The organism is Ruegeria sp. AM2 (assembly GCF_056540685.1).
On record NZ_JBQFXE010000004.1, the window covers coordinates 130713 to 150816 of the forward strand.

Genomic DNA, 20104 nt, shown 5'->3' on the forward strand with positions numbered 1-20104 from the left:
AAACGCCGGGTCAGAGCCCGGCGTGGTAATATTGTGAATTTCAGCGGGATGCTAGAACTTGTTGTCGGCAATCCGCAACTGGCGCGCGCGGGACAGAATCGCGTCCTCGACAGCCCGCGTGGTTGCGGCATTAACGGGAGCGCCTCCGTTGGTTTGCAGGGACACAGAAAGCGACCGCGCCTCAAGCGCCGGATCGCTGATGTGAACTGTTGCCCGGTACTGCCGTCCACCGCCCGGTGGTCTGCCGTAACCCGTTACAATCACGCCGGTAAACGGATCAACCTCCTGCACGGGCAGGAAATTCAGCACGTCCAGCGAGGCTGCCCACAGATACCGGTTCACCTGCGTGACCTGTTCCGAGTTGTTGGGGCCGAACACGTCCCAGATGGTCGATCGATTCGGATCATTCAGCTCACGCTCGTCCGAATTGGCCCCATCCGAGCTGAGCGCACTGGCATCTCCGGGCGGCGGCCGACCGCAGGCTGAAACGGTCGCCATCGCAAAAATCAAACCCAGAATCGTCAGCAGGCGCATCGTCGGCAGGTCCTGTGTCACTTGTTGTATGTCGTCGGGGGATACTCCTAGACAAGGACCCGTTCAGCAACAACCCTATTCTTTACATATGTGCGTGAGGAAACAGGCGGATATGCGCCAAAAATGACTGTGACATCCTTGCACCAATCTAAGCCGAATGACGGCAAGGCGTTTATGCCGAACTTGCGCCAAGGGGGCAAAACAAGCGAAACGATGACCGTGCTGAGACATGTGCCTTACATGTTTCGAGTAAAAAATGTTTGAAACCGAGGGAAACAAGATGAAAAAAGTTCTCTTCGCATCGACCGCACTGATTGCAACCGCAAGTGTTGCAGCGGCCGAAGTAAAGTTCAGCGGTTATGGCCGCTTTGGTATTGGATACCTGGAAGACCGCACCGGTACCGTTGACACCGTGTCTGACTTCACAGACTCGACTGTTACCGCATCCGCAAGCGGCGTTGACACCGACAGCGTTATCCTGGTCTCGCGTTTCCGTCTGAACATCGACGCAAACGTTGAAACCGACGGCGGTGTCGAGTTCTCGACTCGTGTTCGTATGCAGGCTGACGAAAACGCCGGCAACGGCGAAGCAGGTTCGGCTGGTCTGAACGGCGCGCGTTTCTCGGTCATCTACGGTGGTCTGCGTGTTGACGCGGGCAACGTTTCGGGTGCGTTCGACAACTTGGCGAACTACTACGGTAACGAGCCTGGCCTGGAAAACTTCATCGGCCAGTACTCGGGCGTTGACTACGGCTTCCTGGGCTACTCTTCGACCGGTTCGGGCGCAAACGCCGTGTTCTTCCAGTACGCAGTTGGCGACTTCGCGTTCGGCGCGTCTTATGACCAGCGCACGCTTGCAAACACAGCAACTGCTGGTTCCAGCACCACCGACGCGGACCGTTGGGACCTGAGCCTGACCTACACCTTCGGCAACATCACCGCAGCTGTTGCTTACGGTGAAACCGACGGCGTTGGCACCCTGGACAAAGAGAGCCTGGCTGTTCTGACTCTGGGCGCCGACTTCGGCGACTTCTCGGGCACGCTGTTTGTTGCTGACGATGACGTCAACAACGACGACCGTAGCGGTACCGCATACGGTCTGTCGGCTGCCTACAACCTGGGTGCGGCGACCACTCTGACCTTCGCTTACGGTGACGGTTCGGAAGACGACGACAACCAGCAGTACGGTATCGGCGCCATCTACGACCTGGGCGGCGGTGCATCGCTGCGCGGTGGTGTAGGCCGCCAGAAGCGTAGCGGCGACGGCCAAGTCCGCGCTGACTTTGGTGCTCAGTTCAACTTCTAAGTTGATCTGAACCACAAGGTTCAAGGGCAGGTCTTCGGACCTGCCCTTTTCTTTTGCCGCGACTTGGTGTTTTCCTGCGGCAAACATCACATGAGAGACGACATGCCCCTGCAGGACATCACCGACCGTATTGCTAAGGCAGAAAAGGCCGCGGGCCGCGCGGCGGGCGCGGTAAAGCTGATCGCTGTGTCCAAGGTTCAGCCAAATGCGCGGGTCGAGGCGGTGCTGCAACAAGGTCACCGTTGTTTCGGCGAAAACCGCGTGCAAGAGGCCGCCGGGAAATGGCCCGACTTCAAATCCCGGTTTTCGGGGATCGACCTGCATCTGATCGGCCCGCTGCAAACCAACAAGGCGCGGCAAGCGATGGAACTGTGCGATGCGATCCATTCCGTTGACCGCCCGAAACTGGCAAAAACGCTGGCGCGGATGGCGCAAGAGGTTGGGTCGTGCCCGGATCTGTTCATTCAGGTCAATACCGGTGAGGAAGCGCAGAAAGCCGGTGTCATGCCCGCCGACGCGGATGGGTTTGTCACGGAATGCCGGGCGCTTGACCTGCCTGTGAAAGGCCTGATGTGCATTCCGCCGGTCGACGAAGAACCCGCTTTGCACTTTGCCCTGCTTGCCAAGATCGCCACGCGCAATGGATTGGACGGCCTGTCCATGGGCATGAGCAGCGATTTTGAGACCGCCATCGCCTTGGGCGCGACCCATATCCGGGTCGGTTCGGCCATTTTCGGAGAGCGGGTCAGGCCGGAGGAATAATCAGCCGCGTTCCCGGCAAAACCCGGCGCGCAATCCAGTGCAGGTGATCGCGCCGAAAGGCCACGCAGCCCTCGGTCGGATAGCCTGGACGACGCCATTGATGCAGGAAAATCGCTGATCCTTTGCCCGGCACCGCATTGGGCCAGTTCCAATCTGTCAGCAATACCACATTATAAAGTGGGTCGGCGCGGCGCAAACTCTCGTGGCTGCCACAATAGGGGCTCTGCACCGGCTGGTTGTAAGCTGCGTCGGCAGGATCGTCCGACCACAAATCCCAAGGGCCAATCGCGCGCGCCCACGGAACGGGCCGCACCACTCGGTCAGGGCGATACAGTAGGCCCACTATGCGGTGTGCACCGGTTGGCGTGGCTCCGTCACCCTCGCGTTTGTCGTTGCTAAGGCCGCCTTTGCCGATTACGCAAGGAAACACACGGCCCCAAAACCGGACGCCGCGCGGTGTCAGGACCAGATCGGCTGGTGTCACAGCAGATGACCTGACTTGGCGGCTTTTGTCGCCAGATACCCGCGATTATGCGCTGTTTCACCAACTTTGAGGGGGACGCGCTCGGTCACGGCGATGCCCGTCTTTTCCATCATCGCAATTTTGGCGGGGTTGTTGGTCAGCAGGCGAACCGAGTTAAAGCCCAGCGATTTCAGGATGTCCGAGCCAAGGCGAAAATCTCGCTCATCATCCTCAAAGCCGAGGCGATGGTTGGCTTCGACCGTGTCAAACCCTTGATCCTGAAGGAAATAGGCGCGCATCTTGTTGGCCAGCCCAATCCCGCGCCCTTCCTGATTAAGGTAAAGTAACACGCCCGACCCTTCGGCCCCCATCTGCGCCAGCGCGCCGCGCAACTGCGGGCCGCAATCACATTTCAGGCTGCCCATCAGGTCTCCGGTGAAACAGGCCGAATGCAGCCGGGCCAGAACCGGTTTGTCCCGGTCAGGACGGCCGATTTCGACCGCATAATGCTCTTCGCCTCCGTCTTCGGGGCGGAACACATGCAGCCGCCCGGCCTCGGACACTTCCATCGGCAAGCGCGCCGCGACAATGGGATGCAGGGCGCTGCGGTCGGTCAGATGCGGTGCGGCAAGTGTGTGATCGATACAGGTCAGGCCGTGGTCCAGCGCAAATTGCCGCCCTTCGGGGACCGGCACAACAACCGCCGCAGGCAGCAGCCGCGCGGATTTGGCCAAAGCGATGGCGACACGATGCAGGTTCGCGCCGCCTTGCCGTTCCGAGGCCAGCGGGCCTTTCATCGGAGCGTTCAGATCGTCGGACGGATCGGCCACGGCCTGCACCCAGGCGTGATCGGCATCTGCGGGAATGGTGATACGCGCCAGATCGCCATCATAGGCGCGCGCCTTCAGTGTTTCGGCCCGCCGCACCGTGATTGCCACCACCGGGTTACCGCCAAGGCTGCGCAAATCCGCCAGCCGTTGCGGGCTGAGCGTTTCTGATGCCAGAGCAAGAACACCGGTTCCGGTGTCATCGGTCAGCACGACCGGAACGCCCATGCGCAAGTCGGCACGCGCACGCGCCAGCAATTCGGTGATGTCGGGAATAAGACTCATGCATGTTACCCTGTAACGTCCGGCCCATTTCCTAGCCTGATATTTGAGAAATGTGAAACAATTCCTCCGCATCAGACACGAGGGCGTGAGAGGATTGCAGCAAACCTTGTTGATTGCATCTTTCACACGCAAGTGGTGGAAAAGGCTTAGGAGGACCGGATATGGCACAGCTTAAGAAAATCCTGCTCGTGGATGACGACGAGGATCTGCGCGAGGCGCTGAGTGAGCAGCTTGTGATGACCGAAGACTTTGACGTGTTCGAAGCATCAGACGGGTCGTCCGCGATGGAGCGTGCGCGCGAAGCGATCTATGATCTGGTCATTCTGGACGTCGGCCTGCCAGATACGGACGGGCGCGAGCTGTGCCGCCTGATGCGCAAGCAGGGTGTCAAAAGCCCGATCCTGATGCTGACCGGTCACGACAGCGATGCCGACACGATCCTGGGCCTGGATGCCGGTGCCAATGACTATGTGCCCAAGCCTTTCAAATTCCCGGTTCTTCTGGCCCGGATCCGTGCCCAGCTGCGCCAGCACGAACAATCCGAAGACGCCGTTTTTGTGCTTGGTCCCTACACGTTCAAACCGGCCATGAAGATGCTGATGACCGAGGATGACCGCAAGATCCGCCTGACCGAGAAAGAGACGAACATTCTCAAGTTCCTCTATCGTTCGACCGATGGCGTTGTTGCGCGTGACGTGCTGTTGCACGAGGTCTGGGGATACAACGCAGGTGTGACGACCCACACGTTGGAAACTCACATTTATCGCCTGCGCCAGAAGATCGAACCCGATCCGTCGAATGCACGCCTTTTGGTCACAGAATCGGGCGGATATCGCTTGGTGTCTTGATCCGGTGTGGATTGACACAGATCAAAGTGATACCCTGAAGACATATTTAGGTTACTCCCAACCCGCGCATGTCCGGGTCATGACATGCACCTCCCTGTTGGACTGCCGGGCCTGATGGCCCGGCTTTTTTTTGCGCCGCTCGATTTCCGACAGGGCAGCGGTGATTGCGCCTTGAAGTTTGTTCATGTAATGTTCTCATCATTGCCGAGATAAGGGAGAAGGGCGATGATAGATGGAAGCTGCCTGTGCGGAGCGGTCAAATTCCAATTGATCCGCGAGCCGACGGTCATGGGTACATGTCATTGTTCACGTTGCAGAAAAGCCGGGGCCAGCACTGTTGTGTTCGTCAAAAAAGAGGATTTGCAGTGGGTGTCAGGCCAAGACATGGTCGCGACGCACCAACCTGCCGCGCCCTATAAATATGGCCGGTGTTTCTGCCGGAAATGCGGAACATCGCTGGGTGAGATTTTGGCGGATGCTGACAGCTTTCCTATTGCGGCGAATGCGCTGGACACTCCGTTTGATCTAAAAGTTCAGTTTCACGAACATGTTGGTGAAAAACCGGGTTGGTACGACATCAGCGATGACGCTCCTCAATCCGAAGGACACCCGCAATAACGATTTCATTTCAGATGGCGCCCGGCCAGACGCCGCGCTAGGGTGCGCCCACCGCGACATAGAAAGCACAGATCATGCCGTTTACCCTTGCCACCTGGAACATCAACTCGGTCCGCCTTCGCGAGCCTATCGTACTGAAATTGCTGCAGGAAGAAGGACCTGATGTGTTGTGTTTGCAGGAATGTAAATCGCCTGTTGAGAAGATTCCGACCGATGGGTTTGCCGAATTGGGCTACACCCACATGATCGCGCGCGGGCAAAAAGGATACAACGGTGTCGCTATCCTGTCGCGCATCCCGATGGAGGAGGTCGGCGACAAGGATTTTGCCGGTCTGGGCCACGCCCGCCACATAGCCGGACGGCTGGAAAATGGCGTGACGATCCAGAATTTCTATGTCCCGGCAGGTGGCGATATTCCGGACCGCGAAAAGAATGAGAAATTCGGACAGAAGCTCGATTATCTGACCGATATGCGCGACTGGTTCCATGCTGAAAAGCCCGAGAAATCCATTCTGGTGGGTGATCTGAACATCGCCCCGCGCGAAGATGATGTATGGTCGCACAAACAACTTCTCAAAGTCGTCTCACATACTCCGATTGAGGTCGAACATCTGGCCGAGACCCAGGATGCAGGTGGCTGGGTCGATGTCACCCGTCAGGATATCCCAGACGGTCAGCTTTACAGCTGGTGGTCCTATCGCGCCCGTGATTGGGATGCCGCCGACAAGGGACGCAGGCTGGATCACGTCTGGGCCACACCCGATATCTCGAACGCGGGTCATTCCAGCCGCATCCTGCGCGATGCCCGCGGATGGGAGAAACCCAGCGACCACGCCCCGGTTTTTGCGACATTCGACCTGTGATTGCGCAACTCTGCCCTTGGTTTCCGCCGCGTGTGACGGCATATAAGGCGCAAGTTCGAACCGGAGACGAGATGCCATGGACCTGCTGAACACTGCTGCCAGCCCCGCTGCGACCGACCTGATCAAGGACGGCTCTGAGGCCACTTTCATGGCCGATGTGATCGAGGCGTCGCAGGAGGTCCCGATTATCGTCGATTTCTGGGCCCCGTGGTGTGGCCCGTGCAAAACGCTTGGCCCGCTGCTGGAAGAGGCCGTGACGGCCGCCAAGGGTGCGGTGAAGATGGTCAAGATCAACGTGGACGAGGCACAGATGATCGCCTCGCAGATGCGTATTCAATCCATCCCGACCGTCTATGCCTTTTTCAAGGGCCAGCCGGTGGACGGGTTTCAGGGGGCCGTTCCGGGCTCTGAGATCAAGGCTTTTGTCGACCGGGTGATCGAAGCCGGTGGTGGCGAAAGCCCGGGTGGCCAATTGGATGAGGCCGTGCAGGCCGCCGAGGATATGTTGGCCGAAGGTGCTGCGGTTGATGCCGCACAGACCTTTGCCGCCATTCTGGGCGAAGACCCGAACCACGCGGCGGCCTATGGCGGGTTGGTGCGCGCGCATATCGCGTCCGGTGATCTGGATCAGGCCGAGGCGATTTTGAACGGTGCCCCTGCCGAGATTTCAACATCGGCCGAGGTCGAAGCGGCCCACGCGCAATTGGAATTGGCGAAACAAGCGGCGGATGCCGGCCCGGTTGCCGAACTGACCGCCGCCGTCGAGGCCGAGCCTGACAACCATCAGGCGCGGTTCGATCTGGCGCAGGCGTTGCATGCCAATGGCGATGTGGAAGAGGCCGTCGCACAGTTGCTGGAGCTTTTCCGCCGGGATCGCGAATGGAATGACGGCGCAGCCAAGACGCAGTTGTTCACGATCTTCGATGCGCTCAAGCCCAATGATCCCATTGTGTTGAACGGGCGCCGCAAACTCAGCTCGATGATATTTGCCTAATTTCTGAACAGAGCTAGAGTCGGGTACATGTTCCACCCCGCCGATCTGCCGGAAACGGTATCCGTTTTTCCCCTGCCCGGCGCGCTGCTACTGCCACGCGCGCGCCTGCCGCTGAATATCTTCGAGCCGCGCTATCTGCAGATGTTCGAGGATTCTCTGAAGACACCCGAACGCCTGATCGGCATGGTGCAGCCCAATACCTGTCAGGGCGATGAGACCAAGTTGCATCAGATCGGCTGCGCCGGGCGCGTCACCCAGTTTTCTGAAACCGAGGACGGGCGGTATATGATCACGCTGACCGGGATTTCGCGGTTCCGGGTCACCACCGAACTGGACAGTTTCACACCCTATCGGCGCTGCGCGGTGTCGTGGACCGGGTTTGACCGCGATCTCGGCAAGGCGGAAACGGACGATGCCTTTGATCGCAACCGGTTCCTCGACCTGCTGGAGCGTTTCTTTTCCTCACGTTCCCTGTCAACCGATTGGGAAACCATGAAAGATGCGGATGATGAGTTGCTGGTCAACTCACTGTCGATGCTTCTGGATTTCGAGGCCGAGGAAAAACAGGCTTTGCTGGAGGCCCCGTGTTTGCGCACGCGCCGCGAAACGCTTGTGACATTGATCGAATTTGCCATGCGCGGTGGAATGGGTGAGGAACAAATGCAATGACCGAACACGCTTTTGACCGCCACATGCTTGAGGCGCTGATCTGTCCGCAGACGCATACGACCCTGCACTATGACGCCGAAAAACAGGAGTTGGTGTCTAAAGCAGCGGGTCTGGCCTTTCCGATCCGCAACGGCATACCGGTGATGCTGGTGGATGAGGCGCGTCAGTTGGACTGAGCGTTTTCGGGAACGCGGCACGGTCAATCCCCGGCGTGCGGCGCGCGGTCGGGAGATGGTTAAAAAGCCGCTTTAAATCGCGCGGCCCTGCAGCAGCTTTGGCAGATCGCCGGTCAACCCGGCCGCTTCGCGGACAAAGCCGCGCCGTAAGCCCGGCAACGACCCGACAATTCCCATTCCGATATCACGCCCGACACGTAGCAGCGGATTGTCGTTGGAAAACAGTTTGTTGAACACATCCGTCGCCATCGCCAAGGCAGCTGTGTCGAACCGCCGCCACTGCTGATAGCGTTCCAGAACCTGGACAGAACCGAAATCCTCTCCGCGTCGTCCGGCCAGCGTCAGCACTTCGGCCAAGGCACCGACGTCGCGCAAGCCCGCGTTGAGCCCTTGCCCGGCGATCGGATGCATTCCATGCGCCGCATCTCCGACCAGCGCCAGACGCGGGCCGATGAAGGAATTGGCGATGGTCAGGTTCAGCGGATAGGTGAAGCGATCACCCTGCAGGCGGAAGTCGCCCAGAAAATCGCCAAATCTGGGGCGCAGGATCTGCAGGTAATCGGCCTCGGGCAGGGTGTTGATGCGCGCGGCCATTTCACTCCGCTCGCTCCAGACGATAGAACTGCGATTTCCGGTCAGGGGCAAAATCGCAAGGGGGCCCGGTGGCATGAAAAACTGGTGCGCAATACCGTGATGCGGCAGGTCATGCTCAATCGCGCAAACCAGCGCGGTCTGGCCATAATCCCAACCGCTGCGCTTGATCCCAGCGCGCGCGGCCGTGCCGCTGCGTCGGCCATCGCACCCGACCAACAGACCTCCGGTCAACACTGTCCCATCGTCCAGCGTCAGGTTCACGCTCGTCGCATCGCAGTCTTGCGCCACCACGGTTCGACCACTGATATGGGTGATCGCCTTTTCTTCGGCTATGGCGTCCAGAAAGGCACGGCGAAGGTGGCGATCTTCGACCATGAAGCCCATCGGCCCCTCTTCGATCTCGGCGTGGTCGAAATGCATGAAGAACGGCGACGGGCCTGCACCCGCATGGCCATCGGTCACCTTGATTTCGAGCATCGGCTGAGCGTTGTCTGCCACCCGCTCCCATACACCAATCGTGTCCAGCAGACGTTGCGAGGCCAAGGCCAGCGCATAGGCCCGTCCGTCAAAGGCAGCGTTCTTGCGCACGGTCTCGGCAAAGGCGTCAATCACGGTGACGGAATGCCCCGTCTGGGCCAGAGCCAGCGCCAAAGCCGGGCCGTTCAGGCCGCCGCCCACGATCAGGATATCGGGTTTGTGTTCCATGCCCCGCACTATGCGCGCCCTTTCGGGATTGTCCATGTGCGGTCCTGTCGCTACCGTCCCCGCAACGCATATCTTCAGGAGGGGCAGGGATGCAGGATTGGCTGACCATGACCGCATGTGATCTGGGTCGGGGGATTGGCATGGGACAGATCGACCCGGTGGACCTGACCGAGACCTATCTGTCCGCCATCGACACGCACCCGCATCGTGACCGCATCTACGCCCGTGTCACCCATGATCGCGCCCGCGCCGAGGCCAAAGCAGCGCAGATCCGCGCCAATCAGGGCCTGCGCCGATCCTTGCTGGACGGGGTGCCAATCAGCTGGAAGGACCTGTTCGACACCGCCGGAATCGTAACCGAAGCCGGATCGGCGCTGCTGCGAGGTCGCGTACCCGAAGCCGACGCGGTGGTTCTGCGAAATGCTACAGAGATGGGAACGGTTTGTCTGGGCAAAACCCATATGAGCGAACTGGCCTTTTCTGGATTGGGTTTGAACCCAATCACGGCAACCCCACCCTGCATCGACGACGAAGGGGCGGTTCCCGGTGGCTCGTCCTCGGGCGCTGCGGCCTCGGTCGCGTGGGGGTTGGCTGCTTGCGGGATCGGCTCAGACACGGGTGGATCGGTGCGTATCCCGTCGGCCTGGAACAACCTGGTGGGGTTGAAAACCACAGCCGGGCGGATCAGCCTGGAGGGCACAGTGCCCTTGTGTCTGAAATTTGACACCGTGGGGCCGCTGGCACGATCGGTGGAAGATGCGGCCCACATGCTTGCATTGCTGGAGGGTGGAACGCCTGCGGATTTGCGCGGGGCCAGCCTGAAAGGGCGTAGATTTGCCGATCTGCAAAATATCGCCAAAGATGACCTGCGTGATGCACCCGGCAAAGCCTATGAAAATGCGTTGGCGCGTATTCGCGATGCCGGGGCCGAGATCGTGCCCTTGAACGTGCCGGAGCTTGAGGAAGCTATGGGCCTGTCCGGCGTGCTATATACCACCGAAGCCTATGGGCTCTGGCGCGACGTGATCGAGGCCAATCCGGACGCGATGTATCCGGAAATTCTCAAACGGTTTCGGATCGGTAAAGGGTTTTCCGGCCCGGATTACGTGGCCGCCTGGGCCAAGCTTGAAGCCTGCCGGAGTGCGTGGGACGCCGCGACCGCCGGTTTTGATGCAGTTCTTGCCCCAACCGCACCGATACTGCCGCCGAATCTGGATCGGCTGATGAATGATCACGACTATTACGTCACTGAAAACCTGCTGTCGCTGCGCAATACGAGGATCGGCAATCTGATGGGGCTGGCCGCCTTAACCTTGCCCACCGGAACGCCCGGTTGCGGGGTGATGATGTTCGGCCATCCGAACTCGGAAGAGACCCTGTTGCGATTGGGCTCAGCCGCCGAGGCCGCTTTGGCCTGAATGCCACAATCCCCTGATTCGGCACCGCTTTGTCTGGACGAAGCGCGGCGCGGTCTGTAACCTGCTGGAAAACGGGGCGGTATGATCCCGATATTGAGGCAGTAGTTATGAATTTCCCCGAGCGGTTTTCGGACCTACCGGAATATGCATTCCCGCGTCTGCGTACCTTGTTGGATCATCACCAACCAGGCGGAGAGGTCATTCACATGACCATCGGCGCGCCGATGCATGATTTCCCCGCCTGGGTTACGGATGTCATCACCGAAAATGCCGCTGGATTTCAGGGCTATCCGCCCAACGAAGGTTCGCCCGAACTGCGCGGTGCGATCACCGATTGGATCAAGCGCCGTTACGGCGTCGCGATGGACCCCGACACCAACGTGATGGCCCTGAACGGCACGCGTGAGGGGCTTTACAACGCGGCTATGGCGCTCTGCCCCGAGCAGAAGAATGGCCAGAAGCCGGTTATCCTGTGCCCCAACCCGTTTTATCAGGTTTATATGGTGGCCTCGATCTCGGTCGCAGCCGAACCGGTTTTTGTGCCTGCAACCGCCGCCACGGGCCACCTGCCCGACTATGCCGGCCTGCCCGAGGATGTGCTGAATCGCACGGTCGCGGCCTATATCTGTTCGCCCGCCAACCCGCAGGGCGCGGTCGCATCGCGCGACTATTGGGCTGAGCTGATCCAACTGGCCGAGAAATACGATTTCCGCATCTTTGCTGACGAATGCTATTCGGAAATTTACCGAGATGAAGCCCCGACAGGGGCCCTGACGGTCGCGCAGGAGATGGGCGCCGATCCGGAACGGGTGGTTCTGTTCAACTCGCTGTCGAAACGGTCGAACTTGGCAGGGCTGCGTTCGGGTCTGATTGCCGGTGGGCCGGAAACGATCAAGCGTGTCAGGCAGTTGCGCAACTATGCGGGCGCGCCCTTGCCCCTGCCTTTGCAGGTGGCGGCGGCGAAAGTTTGGGCGGATGAGGCGCATGTCGCCCAGAACCGTGCGCTTTATCAGGAAAAATACGCTATCGCGGATGAGATCTTCGGCAATGTGCAGGGCTACATGTCGCCTGAGGCCGGGTTTTTCCTGTGGTTGCCGGTCGAAAACGGCGAAGAGACCGCATTGAAGCTGTGGCAGGAAACCGGGGTGCGAGTCCTGCCGGGGGCTTATCTTTCTCAGGGTGATCCGGGGCATAACCCGGGCGCGCAATTTATCCGGGCCGCTTTGGTGGCCCCAAAAACAGAGTTGCAGCGCGGGCTTATGACGCTCCGCGACTGCATCTATTCGTGAGGTACGAGGGCAAAATGGCATCATTGAACGCGCGCAACCGCGATCCGTTACTGGACAGCACAACGCAAGCCGCCATCGAACGGCGCAGCAAGGAGTTGATCGGACTTGCTTTGATCTTGTTGGGATGTGCTGCCGCCGCGATGATCTGGTCCTATACGCCTGATGATCCGAACTGGATGGTTTCGACAGACGCGCCGGTGCAGAACTGGATGGGACGGGTTGGTGCCTCGATCGCGGCACCCTTGTTCATGATCGTCGGCTGGGGCAGCTGGAGCATTGCGTTGGTCCTGATCGGCTGGGGCGTTCGCTTTGCCGGGCATTTCGGCGAAGACCGCGCGATTGCCCGCCTGATCTTCGCGCCGATCTGGATTGCCATTGTCTCGGTCTACGCAGCGACGTTGGTGCCGGGTGAAGCGTGGCGGACAACCCACAGCTTTGGTCTAGGTGGGCTGTTCGGCGACACGGTCATGGGCGCATTGCTGACGCTGCTGCCGATTTCGTCACACTTCATGGTCAAGCTGATGTCGCTGGCCATGGCCGTGGGAATGTTGGCCCTTGGTGTCTTTGTGCTGGGCTTCACGAAGCAGGATGTTCGCAAAGGGGTGCGCGCTTTTCTTTTGGGACTGGTGGTGTCCTACGACATGTTGATGAACCTGCTGGGTCGCGGCGCTGTTGCCACCGCGCAGGCTGCACGAGACCGTCGTACAAGATGGGAAGACCGCAAGGCCGCGCGTATCGAACCCGCACTCGATGACGCGCTCGCCTATGCAGACCCGGTTTTTGAGGAAGAGCCAGAGGAAGTTGATGAGCCCGCCAAATCCGGCTTGCTGTCGCGTATTCCGGATCTGATCCGCCGCCCGGACCCGATGCCCGAACCTGAGCTGATCGACCGCGAGCCAGTCACAGGATTCGACGAGATGCCAGGCGAGGATCGCATCAAGTCCAAGATTTCCGCCGCAGTCCGCAACCGTAAGGTTTCGGCTGGTGAGATAGAGCCTGAACCCGATCCCAGCCTTCCGCTGACAAAAGGGCGCGGCAGGGGGCCGGATCCACTGATCCTGAATGCGGGGACGGGCGAATTGCCGCCGGAACCGCCTGTGACATCCGCAGGATTGCCGCCCGAGCCAGTGTTAAGTGCTCAGTCCGACCCCGCTTGGCAAGAGCCTTTGCATCAGAACTTAGCGCCCGAACCGGATTACGATGATGCGGTTTTTGAAGATACTCCAGAGCCTGCGCAACAGGCACGCCCAGCGATGAAAATTCCGGTCGCCGAGCCCCGCAAGCCTGTCGTTGCCCAGCCTGTACGCCGCACACCACCGCCATCGCGCCGCGCTCAGGCTGAGGCGCAGCCTGCTTTGTCCTTTGAGGAACGGCATTCAGACTTTGAGCTGCCTCCGCTTGGGTTGCTGTCCAACCCGGCCAGTATCCAGCGTCACCACCTGAGTGATGAGGCGCTAGAGGAAAACGCACGGATGCTGGAAAACGTGCTGGATGACTATGGCGTCAAAGGTGAGATCGTTAGTGTTCGCCCTGGTCCTGTGGTCACCATGTACGAATTGGAGCCTGCACCGGGCCTGAAAGCCAGTCGTGTGATCGGTCTGGCCGACGACATTGCACGCTCAATGTCTGCGCTTTCCGCGCGGGTATCTACCCTGCCGGGCCGTTCGGTCATTGGCATCGAACTGCCCAACGAAAACCGTGAGATGGTGGTGTTGCGCGAAATCCTTGCCAGCCGGGATTTCGGTGATGGCAATCACGCACTGCCCCTGGCTTTGGGTAAGGATATCGGTGGCGAATCCGTTGTGGCGAACCTGGCCAAGATGCCTCACCTGCTGATCGCGGGTACCACTGGTTCGGGCAAATCGGTGGCGATCAACACGATGATCCTGTCGCTGCTCTATAAGCTGACGCCGGATGAATGCCGCCTGATCATGATCGACCCCAAGATGCTGGAACTCAGCGTCTATGACGGTATCCCGCATCTGCTTTCACCTGTTGTGACCGATCCGAAAAAGGCTGTTGTGGCTTTGAAATGGGTCGTGGGCGAGATGGAGGATCGCTATCGCAAGATGTCCAAAATGGGCGTGCGAAACATAGCCGGCTACAACGGTCGCGTGAAGGATGCGCTGGCCAAGGGTGAGATGTTCAGCCGCACCGTCCAGACGGGCTTTGACGATGAAACCGGCGAACCGATGTTCGAGACCGAGGAATTCGCCCCCGAAGCAATGCCCTATATCGTCGTCATCGTCGATGAGATGGCCGACTTAATGATGGTCGCTGGCAAAGAGATCGAGGCTTGTATCCAGCGTCTGGCACAGATGGCGCGGGCCTCGGGTATTCACCTGATCATGGCGACGCAGCGGCCTTCGGTTGATGTCATCACCGGGACGATCAAGGCGAACTTCCCGACCCGGATCTCGTTCCAAGTGACCTCAAAAGTCGACAGCCGCACCATTTTGGGCGAGATGGGCGCTGAGCAACTGCTGGGGCAGGGCGACATGCTCTATATGGCGGGCGGCGCCAAAATCACCCGCTGCCACGGCCCGTTCGTCTCGGATGAAGAGGTCGAGGAAATCGTCAACCACCTGAAACAGTTCGGCCCGCCGGAGTATGTTGGCACCGTTCTGGAAGGTCCCGCAGAAGACAAGGCTGACAATATTGATGCGGTTCTGGGCTTGAACACGGGCGGCAATACGAACGGAGAGGACGCCCTTTATGATCAGGCGGTGGCGATCGTGATCAAGGATCGCAAATGCTCGACCTCGTATATCCAGCGGAAACTTGCCATTGGCTACAACAAGGCTGCGCGGCTTGTTGAGCAGATGGAGGATGAAGGCGTTGTTTCGGCGGCAAATCATGTCGGAAAACGCGAAATCCTCGTTCCCGAGCAATAGGATATTTAATAACAAGGGCAGAACGCTTATCTGGGTCCCATGAAACAGATTGCTTTTGCCCTTGCTTTGACACTGGCCGCGCCTGCCGCATGGGCGGCGGAAAAACTGCCCTTGTCGCAAATCTCGAATTACCTGAACCAGATGACAACGGTTCAGACAACGTTTACGCAGGTCAATGATGATGGCTCGCTGAGCACGGGGAAGCTGTGGCTCGAACGGCCGGGTAAGATGCGGTTTGAGTATGATCCGCCCAACAGCGCCGTTGTTCTGGCGCGGGCCGGGACCGTTCAGATTTTCGACCCGAAATCGAACCAACCGCCCGAGCAATACCCGCTGAACCGCACACCCTTGTCATTGGTTCTGGCCCGAAACGTCAACCTGGGGCAGGCGAATATGGTCGTGGGGCACGAGTTTGACGGCACCGCAACAGTAGTAACGGCGCAAGATCCGAAAAACCCCGAGAGTGGCCGGATCGAGCTGCTGTTCACCGATGATCCGGTGGAGCTGCGCAAATGGGTGATCCATGACAACGCAGGGGGTCAAACCACGGTCCTGCTTGGACCGCTGGTTGAAGGAGACCGCGTGGACTCGAATGTGTTTTCCACGAGAACGCGGCTCGGGTCAGACAATCGCTGACCCGAAACCAGCTTAGTAGCGGCAATTCGCCAATTGCGCCTGATACAGCTGCGCGCGGGCATCCACGTCATTGGCCACATTCAACAACCAGGACTTCCGATTGTGACTGCCGCGTGCAAAACCGGTGTGACCTTCGTGATAGGCCAGATACTGGTTGCGCGTGTCGGCGGGGTGGATGCCGTTACGCTCATAGGTTTTGTTCATGTACCAGCCGATGAAGTCCGACGCGTCGCGAATGCGATCCCGCTTGGCGCGGCGTTTGCCGGTGTCGCGCTGATACTCCTCCCACGTACCATCCAGGGCTTGGCTGAACCCGTAGGCGCTGCTTTGACGGCCCATGGGGATCACGCCCAAAACGTATTTGTGCGGGGTGCGTGCATCGTGGCGATAGCGGCTTTCCTGATAGATGGTCGCCATCTGAACGTGAACGGGGACGCCCCATTTCCGTTCGGTGCTTTTAAACGCTTTGATATAGTCTGGCCGTTCGCGCGCAATGCTGCACGCGTCATTCAGTCTGCTCGGTGGTTGCTTTGAGCCACCGCCACAGGATGCCAAAAGCAGCACCCCGAAGAGTACGAAAAGAATTCTGCTCATGTGCCTCGTGCCTTTTTTCGGCATTCTAGCGCAGATTGAGCTCTGAGGAAATCACAATCGTTACAGAATAATAGCTAGAATTAACGGCATCGCGGCCACTGACAGCAGCGTCGAGACCATCACAAGCCCGGCGACCGCGTCCCCGTCCGCATCATAGCGTTCGGCCAGCAGATACGAGGTCACGGCGACCGGCGCGCACATTTGAACGACCAGAACACCAAATGCCACTGAATCGAGGCCAAACAGTATCGCCAAGCACCAACCCAGCCCAAAGCAGACCAATAGTTTCAGCAGAGACAACCCTAAGGCCTGTTGCAGCTTCTGGGTTGTCAGACGCGCAATTGCGACCCCGACAGTGATTAGCATCAGCGGAACGGCCATCTGACCCAACAGGTCGAGCGTATTGGTCAAGAAGACCGGTGTTTCCCACCCGCGCCATAAGAACAGCGCGCCCAGAAGGGTTGCCCAGACCATTGGTTCGCGCAGCACTTTGCCGAACGCCCCCCGGCCAGCGACCAAATAGATGCCATAGGTGAACGAAAACAACGCCGTAACGGCCAGAAATATGACCGCATAACCCAAACCGGCCTGACCGAAGGCAAATATACAAAGCGGCAGTCCTAAGTTTCCCGTGTTGCCAAAGATCAAAGGGGACAGATAGGTTCGCTGCTCCAGTCCAGTCACTCGGACGTATATCCAGAACAGACCTGCCAGTATCACGTGCCCAGCGATCGCCGCCAACGTGAACAGCGTCAAATCGCCGCCGGGAATGTCGGTTTGCATCAGCGCGACAAAGATAAGGCTGGGAACGGCCAGTGTCACCCCAAGTCGGGTAACGAATTGCAATCTGTATTCAAATCCGAGCTTTACCCACAAAAACCCGATGCCAGCCAGCAGAAAAACTGGCGCCACGATTTCGAACACTGTCAGTATTAGGTTCACAGACTGTTTCCCCGATTTCTTGCGCAATGATTGGCTTTTTGGCCCGAAACGATGTAGTAAATGCTTTGGGGGCCGAAACAATGTTAAAGACGCAAGCCAAGTACCGCCTGGGCCAGGTGGTCCGTCATAAAAAACATCCCTTTCGAGGGGTGATTTTTGACGTGGATCCGGAATTCGCAAATTCCGAGGAATGGTATCAGGCCATTCCGGAAGACAGCCGCCCGATTAAGGATCAGCCGTTCTATCACCTTCTGGCAGAGAACGACCAATCCTTCTATGTTGCTTATGTTTCAGAACAAAATCTGATCGAGGACCAGTCGGGTGAGCCGGTAGACCATCCGGATATCCCCAACATGTTCGGTCCGTTTCAGGATGGGTCATACCCTCTGCACTTCCAATTGAACTGAATTTCGTTCGATCCGGATAAGTCCCGCGTTGTCGGTCAATATCCGAGCGCGCAACCGTCTTTTCTGGGATCGCTTGCGCCCTCCAATACCCCAGTGTCGAGTATCCGGATCGCTTGCGCTCCGCCTAAGGGTGTTTCCGGAGTTTCCAAAGTATGGCCTAAGTCGGCCAATTGTTGACGCACCTCGGCGGAATACCCGCGCTCGATTTTCAGTACACCGCCATCCGCAAAAGCTCGCGGCGCGTTCAGATTCTCTTGCAGGTCCATCCCGAAATCGACGATGTTTGAGACGAACCGGGCGTGGCCAGTCGGTTGATAGGCACCACCCATCACGCCGAACGGCATCAAAACGCGACCATTCTTCCTGAGCATTCCCGGGATGATCGTATGCATGGGCCGCTTGCGGGGGCCCAGCTCATTGGGGTGACCGGCCTCTAACGTGAAGCCAGCGCCGCGATTCTGGAGCAGGATTCCGAACTTCTCAGACGCTATTCCCGACCCAAAACCGTGAAATATCGAGTAGATTAGCGAAACCGCCATCCGGTCGCGGTCAACGACTGTGATATACACTGTGTCCTTGTGTACAGCTTCGGTTAATGGAGCCGCAGCAGGCATGGCACGGTTTGGATCAATCAGCTTGGCAAGGCTACGGGCCATTTCAGGGGCCAGGAATTGTTCCGTCTGGGCGGAATGATCGGGATCAGCGATAAAACGATTGCGCGCATCATAGGCCAGCTTGGTGGCTTCAGCCTCGATATGCGCCCGCTCTGCACCCCATGGGTCCATTGCCGAGATGTCAAACTGGCGCAGCATGTTCAGCAATAGAATGGCAGTCGCGCCTTGTCCATTCGGCGGATGTTCAAGCAATTCCGGGTCGCCATAGGTCCCAATCACCGGGCTGGTTGCATCGCACTTCGTGTCGACAAAATCCTGTGCCGTATGCCTGCCGCCCATATTGGTCAGAACCGAGATCATGTCTTCGGCAACTTCTCCGGAATAAAACGCGTCGCGCCCATCCTTCGCAATCCGCCGCAAAACTTCGGCTTGCCCCGGAGCCCGAAAGATCTGTCCGGTTTCCAGCGCGCGGTTATTCTGCAGATAGTGCCTGCGCGCCGCGCCCTGCAGGGTCCGCGCGCCACTCGCCCAATCGAACGCCACGCGGGGTGCGACGGGCACTCCGGCTTCGGCATAGTGGATCGCAGGCTGAAGGATCGCGTCCATCCCCAATGTGCCTTCGGTCTGCGCAAGATGGCAAAACGCATCCACCGCACCTGGTATAGTAACCGCATCTGGGCTGTTGACTGGAATGGCGTGCAATCCGTTTGCGCGCAAGGCCTCGGCGTCGGTCGCCGCAGGCGCCCGGCCCGAACCGTTCAGCGCCTGGACCTCATCCTCTCCGGCCCGGTTGAACAGGACAAAGCAGTCGCCGCCAAGGCCGGTCATCTGAGGTTCGCAAATGCCCAGCAAAACGGCACCGGCGATTGCGGCATCCATAGCGTTGCCGCCCTGCTGCAGAATATCCAATGCGGTTTTGGCGGCCAGCGGGTGCGACGTTGCGCACATTCCTTCCGTCGTCAGGACTTCGGATCGGCCGGGTTTATGCAAGTCGCGCATGATGCTTCCTTCTGCTCAACAATGCTGAGACAGTAAGACGCCGTCGCGATTTGTCCAATAATATCAGGGTGAGGGAGGTCCTCGGCGCCGTTCACTGGGTGGGGGCTGTGACGTTCGACGCCGAGGGAAGCTATCTGAGCTACACCCTGTTTTTGACCGTCGTTTGAGGCACCACAATGGAGCGATCAGGGCCTTATTGTGGCAATTTTCAGATCAGGAGGCGTCGTCAAAGTTGAACCGCAAACACAAATAGTTGCGGCCTTCGGCGCGATTGTATCGAATTTCGCTCACCAGTTGCCGGATCAAAAACCACCCAAAACCCCCTTCCGGCAAGTCCGAACGCGCAGTATCGACGGCTGGCGGATTGCCGTCGGGGACGCGCAGGTCTGGCAACGGATTGCCCGTGTCCGAAATCAGGATTTCCAACACATCCTTACACAGATGGCACGCGACCTGAATGTCGGCAGCAGCGATGCCGGCATAGGCGTGTTCGACCACGTTGTTGATTGCCTCCGCCAGTGCGATTCTAACATCATCCCGCCGGTTCTCCGGCAGCCCTCGTGCGCTTAGCCCATCGCTGAGCGCTGCAATACCCAGACTGGCCTGAGCCTCGGTCGCCGGAAAGCTCAGCTCCAGGCAGTCGTTTTCACAATTGGGGGGCACGCAG

General features: G+C 58.9%; 22 protein-coding genes. 13 read left to right on the top strand and 9 right to left on the bottom strand.

Annotated features, from left to right (window positions below):
• Positions 1-51: 51 nt before the first annotated feature.
• The gene (locus ACR0CR_RS10985) at positions 52-534 is read right to left on the bottom strand and encodes a DUF3576 domain-containing protein (RefSeq protein ID WP_480598928.1); all 483 of its coding nucleotides are present in this window, start codon (positions 532-534) and stop codon (positions 52-54) included.
• A gap of 280 nt (positions 535-814) precedes the next feature.
• Between ACR0CR_RS10985 and ACR0CR_RS10990 the strand changes: the two genes are divergently transcribed.
• Together ACR0CR_RS10990 and ACR0CR_RS10995 are read left to right on the top strand one after the other, a co-directional pair.
• The gene (locus ACR0CR_RS10990; RefSeq protein ID WP_480599124.1) at positions 815-1840 is read left to right on the top strand and encodes a porin; all 1026 of its coding nucleotides are present in this window, start codon (positions 815-817) and stop codon (positions 1838-1840) included.
• Positions 1841-1942: 102 nt separating this feature from the next.
• Positions 1943-2602 carry a YggS family pyridoxal phosphate-dependent enzyme gene (locus ACR0CR_RS10995; RefSeq protein ID WP_480598930.1) on the top strand — a complete coding sequence of 220 codons (660 nt, stop codon included), beginning with the start codon at positions 1943-1945 and terminating at the stop codon, positions 2600-2602.
• Here the strand turns inward: ACR0CR_RS10995 and ACR0CR_RS11000 are convergent.
• Together ACR0CR_RS11000 and ribA are read right to left on the bottom strand one after the other, a co-directional pair.
• A complete protein-coding gene (locus ACR0CR_RS11000; RefSeq protein ID WP_480598932.1) occupies positions 2586-3086 on the bottom strand; it encodes a L,D-transpeptidase family protein in 501 nt (166 codons plus the stop codon). The genes ACR0CR_RS10995 and ACR0CR_RS11000 overlap by 17 nt on opposite strands.
• A complete protein-coding gene (gene ribA, locus ACR0CR_RS11005; RefSeq protein ID WP_480598934.1) occupies positions 3083-4177 on the bottom strand; it encodes a GTP cyclohydrolase II in 1095 nt (364 codons plus the stop codon). The genes ACR0CR_RS11000 and ribA overlap by 4 nt, the downstream gene beginning before the upstream one ends.
• 161 nt (positions 4178-4338) lie before the next feature.
• On the opposite strand from ribA, the gene ACR0CR_RS11010 reads away from it, so the two are divergent.
• Positions 4339-5025: a response regulator transcription factor gene (locus tag ACR0CR_RS11010; RefSeq protein WP_480598936.1), complete on the top strand. Its 687-nt coding sequence runs from the start codon at positions 4339-4341 to the stop codon at positions 5023-5025.
• A 51-nt stretch (positions 5026-5076) separates the two neighbouring features.
• Here ACR0CR_RS11010 and ACR0CR_RS11015 read toward each other — a convergent pair whose 3' ends face one another.
• Complete coding sequence (locus ACR0CR_RS11015; protein ID WP_480598938.1) at positions 5077-5211, bottom strand: hypothetical protein; 135 nt, start codon at positions 5209-5211, stop codon at positions 5077-5079.
• A 39-nt stretch (positions 5212-5250) separates the two neighbouring features.
• On the opposite strand from ACR0CR_RS11015, the gene ACR0CR_RS11020 reads away from it, so the two are divergent.
• The 5 genes from ACR0CR_RS11020 to ACR0CR_RS11040 all read left to right on the top strand — a co-directional run bounded on the left by ACR0CR_RS11020 (position 5251) and on the right by ACR0CR_RS11040 (position 8345).
• Positions 5251-5643 carry a GFA family protein gene (locus ACR0CR_RS11020; RefSeq protein ID WP_480598940.1) on the top strand — a complete coding sequence of 131 codons (393 nt, stop codon included), beginning with the start codon at positions 5251-5253 and terminating at the stop codon, positions 5641-5643.
• A 74-nt stretch (positions 5644-5717) separates the two neighbouring features.
• A complete protein-coding gene (locus tag ACR0CR_RS11025; RefSeq protein ID WP_480598942.1) occupies positions 5718-6506 on the top strand; it encodes an exodeoxyribonuclease III in 789 nt (262 codons plus the stop codon).
• A gap of 76 nt (positions 6507-6582) precedes the next feature.
• Complete coding sequence (gene trxA, locus ACR0CR_RS11030) at positions 6583-7500, top strand: thioredoxin (protein WP_480598944.1); 918 nt, start codon at positions 6583-6585, stop codon at positions 7498-7500.
• A 27-nt stretch (positions 7501-7527) separates the two neighbouring features.
• Positions 7528-8169: an LON peptidase substrate-binding domain-containing protein gene (locus ACR0CR_RS11035; RefSeq protein WP_480598946.1), complete on the top strand. Its 642-nt coding sequence runs from the start codon at positions 7528-7530 to the stop codon at positions 8167-8169.
• Positions 8166-8345 carry a Trm112 family protein gene (locus ACR0CR_RS11040; protein ID WP_480598948.1) on the top strand — a complete coding sequence of 60 codons (180 nt, stop codon included), beginning with the start codon at positions 8166-8168 and terminating at the stop codon, positions 8343-8345. Before ACR0CR_RS11035 ends, ACR0CR_RS11040 begins: the two co-directional genes overlap by 4 nt.
• Positions 8346-8417: 72 nt before the next feature.
• Here ACR0CR_RS11040 and ACR0CR_RS11045 read toward each other — a convergent pair whose 3' ends face one another.
• Positions 8418-9680, bottom strand: a complete 1263-nt coding sequence (locus ACR0CR_RS11045) for an FAD-dependent monooxygenase (protein WP_480598950.1) — start codon at positions 9678-9680, stop codon at positions 8418-8420.
• Positions 9681-9733: 53 nt separating this feature from the next.
• Here ACR0CR_RS11045 and ACR0CR_RS11050 point away from each other — a divergent pair, with 53 nt between their 5' ends.
• The 4 genes from ACR0CR_RS11050 (at position 9734) to ACR0CR_RS11065 (ending at position 15881) form a co-directional block, all read left to right on the top strand.
• Positions 9734-11062 (top strand): amidase, encoded by a 1329-nt coding sequence (locus ACR0CR_RS11050; protein WP_480598952.1) that lies wholly within the window; start codon positions 9734-9736, stop codon positions 11060-11062.
• Positions 11063-11169: 107 nt separating this feature from the next.
• Positions 11170-12351, top strand: coding sequence for an aminotransferase class I/II-fold pyridoxal phosphate-dependent enzyme (locus ACR0CR_RS11055; RefSeq protein ID WP_480598954.1), 1182 nt, complete (start codon positions 11170-11172; stop codon positions 12349-12351).
• A gap of 14 nt (positions 12352-12365) precedes the next feature.
• Entirely contained in the window at positions 12366-15245 is a 2880-nt protein-coding gene (locus tag ACR0CR_RS11060; protein ID WP_480598956.1) for a DNA translocase FtsK, read from the top strand.
• A gap of 39 nt (positions 15246-15284) precedes the next feature.
• Positions 15285-15881 (top strand): LolA family protein, encoded by a 597-nt coding sequence (locus ACR0CR_RS11065; protein WP_480598958.1) that lies wholly within the window; start codon positions 15285-15287, stop codon positions 15879-15881.
• A 12-nt stretch (positions 15882-15893) separates the two neighbouring features.
• On the opposite strand, the gene ACR0CR_RS11070 is transcribed toward ACR0CR_RS11065, so the two are convergent.
• Together ACR0CR_RS11070 and ACR0CR_RS11075 are read right to left on the bottom strand one after the other, a co-directional pair.
• On the bottom strand, positions 15894-16475 hold the full coding sequence (locus ACR0CR_RS11070; protein ID WP_480598960.1) for a transglycosylase SLT domain-containing protein: 582 nt from the start codon (positions 16473-16475) through the stop codon (positions 15894-15896).
• A 60-nt stretch (positions 16476-16535) separates the two neighbouring features.
• Positions 16536-17417 carry an AEC family transporter gene (locus tag ACR0CR_RS11075; RefSeq protein ID WP_480598962.1) on the bottom strand — a complete coding sequence of 294 codons (882 nt, stop codon included), beginning with the start codon at positions 17415-17417 and terminating at the stop codon, positions 16536-16538.
• A gap of 80 nt (positions 17418-17497) precedes the next feature.
• Here ACR0CR_RS11075 and hspQ point away from each other — a divergent pair, with 80 nt between their 5' ends.
• Positions 17498-17824 carry a heat shock protein HspQ gene (gene hspQ / locus ACR0CR_RS11080; RefSeq protein ID WP_170656249.1) on the top strand — a complete coding sequence of 109 codons (327 nt, stop codon included), beginning with the start codon at positions 17498-17500 and terminating at the stop codon, positions 17822-17824.
• Between the two features lie 35 nt (positions 17825-17859).
• Here hspQ and ACR0CR_RS11085 read toward each other — a convergent pair whose 3' ends face one another.
• The gene (locus ACR0CR_RS11085) at positions 17860-19437 is read right to left on the bottom strand and encodes a gamma-glutamyltransferase family protein (RefSeq protein WP_480598964.1); all 1578 of its coding nucleotides are present in this window, start codon (positions 19435-19437) and stop codon (positions 17860-17862) included.
• Positions 19438-19650: 213 nt separating this feature from the next.
• A complete protein-coding gene (locus ACR0CR_RS11090; RefSeq protein WP_480598966.1) occupies positions 19651-20100 on the bottom strand; it encodes an ATP-binding protein in 450 nt (149 codons plus the stop codon).
• Positions 20101-20104 lie beyond the last annotated feature (4 nt).